Source organism: Micromonospora sp. NPDC049580, from assembly GCF_040675595.1.
GTDB lineage: Bacteria > Actinomycetota > Actinomycetes > Mycobacteriales > Micromonosporaceae > Micromonospora.
In genome coordinates this window covers 1-5,209 of record NZ_JBFAPG010000456.1, presented here as the reverse complement: position 1 = coordinate 5,209, position 5,209 = coordinate 1, and the positions used below count along the sequence as shown (strand labels likewise).

General features: G+C 70.6%; 6 protein-coding genes. 3 read left to right on the top strand and 3 right to left on the bottom strand.

Going from position 1 to position 5,209, the window contains the following annotated elements; all coding sequences use genetic code 11:
• The 3 genes from AB0J68_RS26710 to AB0J68_RS26700 all read left to right on the top strand — a co-directional run.
• Nucleotides 1–557 (top strand): hypothetical protein (locus AB0J68_RS26710; RefSeq protein ID WP_363941046.1); only part of this gene is annotated, 557 nt, incomplete at its 5' end.
• A 128-nt stretch (nt 558–685) separates the two neighbouring features.
• Nucleotides 686–1,864, top strand: a complete 1,179-nt coding sequence (locus tag AB0J68_RS26705; protein ID WP_363941044.1) for a cellulose binding domain-containing protein — start codon at nt 686–688, stop codon at nt 1,862–1,864.
• A gap of 24 nt (nt 1,865–1,888) precedes the next feature.
• Nucleotides 1,889–3,016, top strand: coding sequence for a glycosyl hydrolase 53 family protein (locus tag AB0J68_RS26700; protein ID WP_363941041.1), 1,128 nt, complete (start codon nt 1,889–1,891; stop codon nt 3,014–3,016).
• A gap of 27 nt (nt 3,017–3,043) precedes the next feature.
• On the opposite strand, the gene AB0J68_RS26695 is transcribed toward AB0J68_RS26700, so the two are convergent.
• The 3 genes from AB0J68_RS26695 to AB0J68_RS26685 form a co-directional block, all read right to left on the bottom strand.
• On the bottom strand, nt 3,044–3,925 hold the full coding sequence (locus AB0J68_RS26695) for a fructosamine kinase family protein (RefSeq protein WP_363941039.1): 882 nt from the start codon (nt 3,923–3,925) through the stop codon (nt 3,044–3,046).
• Nucleotides 3,926–4,042: 117 nt separating this feature from the next.
• Nucleotides 4,043–4,690 (bottom strand): response regulator transcription factor, encoded by a 648-nt coding sequence (locus AB0J68_RS26690; protein ID WP_363941036.1) that lies wholly within the window; start codon nt 4,688–4,690, stop codon nt 4,043–4,045.
• The coding region (locus AB0J68_RS26685) for an ATP-binding protein (protein WP_363941034.1) at nt 4,687–5,209 on the bottom strand (523 nt) is incomplete at its 5' end. The genes AB0J68_RS26690 and AB0J68_RS26685, both read right to left, overlap by 4 nt.

Sequence of the window (5,209 nt, the reverse complement as noted above, 5' to 3'; positions counted from 1 at the left end):
CGCCGGCCTGGGCCGAGGGCACCACCTACCAGGCAGGCGCGGTGCAGGCGACCAGCGCGACGGCGTTGGCCGAGGGCACGGCCGCCATGCTGCTGGGGACGAAGGCGACGGCGGCCGTGACGGTCATCGCCGCCCCGGCCACCACTGCGAAAATCCGACGGCTTTTCATGGCTCACTCTCCGGCTTCGGCGACCCGTGACCTCCACATATTGACGTTCGTGTGGCTTAATAGCAAGGGTTGTTTACAGATAGCGGGCGGGTCGTCGCCGACGCCGGCGGCTCCGGGGCGCCCAGCCGTGTCCGGGGCCGCCGAGGGGACCGGTGCCCGGGTGCCGCGGCGACCGCCTCGACAGGCGGTGGCGACTGTCGTGCTGGATACTTCCCCGATGACCAATCCTGACCTCGATCCGGACGTCTATCCACCCCTCGATCCTCGCGAGCCCGTTCCGGAGACCGCCGAAGAGCTGCTTCCCGGTACGCCGAATGAACTGCCGGCCGCGCCGACTGAACCGATGCCCGACGACGGCGAGCCCGGAGGCGTACCCGAGCCGGCGTGACAGTCGTCCGGCAGCGCTGTCCCGCCCCGCTGTGAGACGTCAAGGACTCGGGTGGGACCCGCGCATGGTCGCCGACCGAGGCGTGAGATACGTTGGCGATCATCGATACATGGCGGGATCGTCGACGTATGACAGGCGTGTTCCCGTCCTCGCTGATCCGCCGCCTACTGCCGGGTCTGCTGGCCGCCGTCGTGGTGTCGACGGCGGTGCTCACCACCGCGATCAGCGCCGCTCCGGCAGCCGACGCCGGGGCCGCGCCGCCGGCCGCGTACCCCGGAATCGTCCCGGCCCCCGGCGGGCCCGCGGCGCCGACCGCGACCGCGCCTCCGACGCCAACCACGGCGCCCAGTACGCCGAGCACCTCGCCCTTCCCGCCGAGCGCGCCCACGAACCTGACCGCCAGCGAGGTCCGGACCGGGTCGGTCACCCTCACCTGGACGGCCGCCAGGCCGGGCTGTTGCGCCGTCACCGGGTACGACATCACGTACTACCAGGCGTTCGACGACGTCATCTACAGCGCCAGCGTCGGGGCCGTCACCACCACCACGATCAGCAACTACCTCCGGCCGGGCAAGCAGTACTCGTTCCGGGTGGCCGCGCGGGACAGCCTGGGACACCGCTCGGCCTCGACAGACGCGCTGACCGTGGTCACCCCGGTGACGGACACCGGCCCGGACACCACCCCGCCGAGCGCCCCGCAGAACCTGACCGTCGGCGAGGTGACTGCCTCGACCGCCATGCTGTCCTGGTCGCCGTCGACGGACAACGTCGGCGTGCTCGGGTACAACGTCTACCAGTTCGACGGTTGGTTCACCTCGACGCTGATCGCCACCGTGCCGGGAACGACGTACACGGCGTCGCTACCCCCGTCGACGCCGCTTCGCAACCTGTTCTACGTACGGGCCCGGGACGCGGTGGGCAACGTGTCGATCGCGTCCAACACGGTCGCCCTGCCCACGACGTCCACTCCGCCGCCCCCGCCGCCCCCGACCTGCCGGGTCACCTACCGGAACCAGTCCGAGTGGCACGGCGGCTTCGTGGCCACGGTGACGGTCCAGAACACTGGCGCGGCACCGGTCGACGGCTGGATCGTCACCTTCAGCTTCCCGGGAGACCAGCAGGTCATCTCGGGGTGGAACGCCACGGTCGGCCAGACCGGCGCCACCGTGACCGCCCGTAACGTCGACTGGAACCGCGTCCTCGCGCCGAACGGCTCGGCGAGCTTCGGCGTCCAGGGGCGGTGGAGCACCAGCGACGCGCCGCCGACCAGCTTCTCGTTGAACGGCGCTCCCTGCGCGGTGGGCTGAGCGCGTCCCCATTGGAGGATTCTCGTGAGCACACCCCACCGCCGCCGCAGAGCACTGCTCGGGGCTGTCACGGCCGGCATCCTCGCCGCCTCGACCACATTCGGCGGTACGACCGCGCCGGCCTCCGCTGCGAACACGCTCAGCATGCGGGGCGCCGACGTCTCCTCGTTGCAGCGCAGCCTCGATCTGGGCGCCAGGTACTACGACGCCGGCGGTGTCGCCCGCGACCCACTGGACATCCTGAAGTCCGTCGGCGTCAACTACGTCCGACTGCGCGTCTGGAACAACCCGATCAGCGGCTACAACAACAAGAGCCGGGTCTTGGCCCAGGCGAGGGCGGCCAGGGCGAAGGGCCTCAAAGTGCTCATCGACTTCCACTACTCCGACACCTGGGCCGACCCCGGCAAGCAGTACAAGCCGGCCGCCTGGGTCGGCCACAGCTTGAGTCAACTGCGCACCGACGTCTACACCTTCACCTACGACGTCTGCTCCAGCCTCCGAGGGCAGGGCACCCCACCGGACAGTGTGCAGATCGGCAACGAGATCAACGTCGGGATGCTGTGGGACGAGGGCAAGGTCGTCAACAACGACTTCGCCCCGCTGGCCGGCTTGCTCAAGCAGGGCTACAACGCGACCAAGGCGTGCGGCAGCGGCATCCCGGTGATGATCCACACCGCCGACGCCGACAGCAACGCCAACGCGCGATGGTTCTACGACGGCATCCGCGCCCAGGGTGTGCAGTGGGACATCACGGCCCTGTCGTACTACTGCATGTGGCACGGGACCCTGGCGAACCTCTACAACAACATCGTCGACCTGCGCGGCCGCTACGGGAAGCCGGTGGTGATCGTGGAGACCGCGTACCCCTTCACCCGGAACAACGCGGACAGCGAGCCGAACGCCATCGGCGACGCGACCTGTGACGGCATCAGCGCGACCTGGTCCGGGCAGGCCCAGGAGTTCGACTGGGTCCAGAACACGGCCCGCAACGCGGGAGCCGTCGGTGTCTTCTACTGGGAGCCGACCTGGTACGCCGTCAACGGCAACGGCTGGGATCCGGCCAACATCAACGGCACCGGAAACCAGTGGGACAACATGGCGGTCTTCGACTGGTCCGGGCGGGTGAACCCGGGCGTGCGCTGGACGCCCTGACCCGTCGCCCGACGCGCGCGACCGCGGTCAGGATCGCTTCCGGAATGGGGCGAGGACGGCGCGGATCTGGTCGGCCGCGCCCCAGTCGTCGCCGAACTGGGCCAGCACGGCGAGGTGTTGCCGCAGCTGGATGATCGGCATGCGGGCCTGCCAACCGCTGTCGAGCGAGGTCAGCTCCGCGTAGACCTCGAACATCCGTCGCGCCTCGGGCGGAGGCGAGGTGGACCACACGTGGGCGAGGTCGACCTCGGCCCACACGTACGACACGGCCGGATCGATCAGCGCGGGCTGCCCGTCCGGAGTGGCCAGGATGTTCTGTACCCACAGGTCGCCGTGCGTCAGGCAGGCCGGCCGGTCCGGCAGCAGGTCGGGCAGCCGGTGACACAACCGCTCCAGCGCCGTCCGGTCGCCCGCGTCCAGTGCCGCCTCGACGCGCGGCTGCCCGAGCCACCGAAGCAGCCGGTGCTGTGCGAAGAAGGCGTAGCCGTCGTCATTCCAGGTATTGATCTGGCGGCGACGGCCCAGCCAGTTGTCGTGGTGCCAGCCGAAGCGAGGATGGGTCGTGCTCATGTGCATGCGCGCGAGGACGTGGGCGAACTGCTCCCAGAAGACCTCGCTGCGCGGCCTCGGCCCCAGCATCGACAAGACGAGCAGTTCCTGGTCCGCCAGGATCACCTCGGGTGTCGCCACACCGCCGAGTTCGCGGAGGGCGGCCAGCCCTTCGGCCTCCGCGACGAAGACGTCGTCGGCCGGAGCGTCGGCGAAGGCCTTGACGAACACCGGCGGCGCGTCCCGGCGGGTGGCGATGCCCGCGAGCGCAGCGATCCCGCCCGTCACCGGTTCCACTGTGACGATGTCGCGCATCCTGGGCCGGAGCAGACGCTCCAGCAGGACCGTCGTCGAGCGCATCAGGTCCGACTCCTCGGGTGCGGCGGTTCACGTCGCGCGCAATCCTAGGTGGCGGATGCCCGCCTCCCGAACGATCGACGATCGACGATCGTCTTCCGGCCCGCTTCCGCCGACGGGTCAGGGTGTCAGGCCGGCCTGGATCGCCAGGATGGCGGCGCCCACTCGGTCACGGCTGCCGGTCTTGGCCAGCACATTGGTGACGTGGGTCTTGACGGTGCTCATCGAGAGGAAGAGGCGCTCGGCGATCTCGTTGTTGTTGAGCCCGGCACCGATCAGGGCGAGCACGTCGGTCTCCCGCGGGGTCAGCTGGTAGACCGCCAGGTCCACGCGGGTGGCCGGCCCGATAGCGCGTACCCGGTCGAGAACGGCGCCGGTGACCTCGGCGGAGAGGATCGCCTCGCCGGCGGCGACGGTGCGTACCGCGGCGATCAGATCGGCTGCGCTGCACCGCTTGAGGAGGAACCCGCGCGCGCCGGAGGCGATGGCGTCCAGGACGTAGGCGTCGTCGTCGAAGGTGGTCACGACGATCACGGCCGGGGCGTGCGGGATCGCGGCCAGCTCGCGGGTGGCCTGCAGACCGTCGAGCACCGGCATGCGGATGTCCACGAGGGCGACGTCGATGCGGGGGTCGCGACGCACGGCGTCGAGGAACTGCCGGCCGTCGGCGGCCTCGGCGGCGACGTGGATGTCGGGTTGGGACCGCAGGATCAGGCCGAAGCCGTCGCGGACCAGCTGCTGGTCGTCGACGATCGCTACCCGGATCACGGGTTCGCCACCGGCAGGGTGACCTGCACCAGGGTGCCGCCGCCGGGTCGCCGCGTCAGCTCCCAGCTTCCACCGCGCGCCCGCACGCGCTCCTCGATGCCCAGCAGGCCCGAACCGCGCCTGGGTGTCTGGGGCGGCCCGACGCCGTCGTCGCTGACCCGTAGACGGGCGTGGTCGCCGACGCGGACCAGTTCGATCCAGGCCGCTGTGGCCTTCGCGTGGCGGGCGATATTGGTGAGGGCCTCCTGGGCGATGCGGTAGGCGGTCAACACGCCGATCTCGTCCAGACCCGGCTCCGGGTCCACACGTACCCGTACCGCCACGCCCTGCTGGCGCAGCGGCTGCGCGAGCAGCTCGTCGATATCGGACAGGCGGGGCGGCGCGCTCACCGCGATCGCCGCGTGCGGATCGCGCAGGTGCACGACGAGCGTGTCCAGTTCGCTCAGCGCGGTGCGGCCGCTGCCCGCGATCGCCCGCAGCGCCGCCCCCGGGTCGGCGCTGAGCTGGCCCGCCTCGGCC

Coding starts and splice junctions, on each gene's coding strand:
- AB0J68_RS26705 (WP_363941044.1), top strand. CDS start 686: ATGACAGGCGTGTTCCCGTCCTCGCTGATCCGCCGCCTACTGCCGGGT.
- AB0J68_RS26695 (WP_363941039.1), bottom strand. CDS start 3,925: ATGCGCTCGACGACGGTCCTGCTGGAGCGTCTGCTCCGGCCCAGGATG.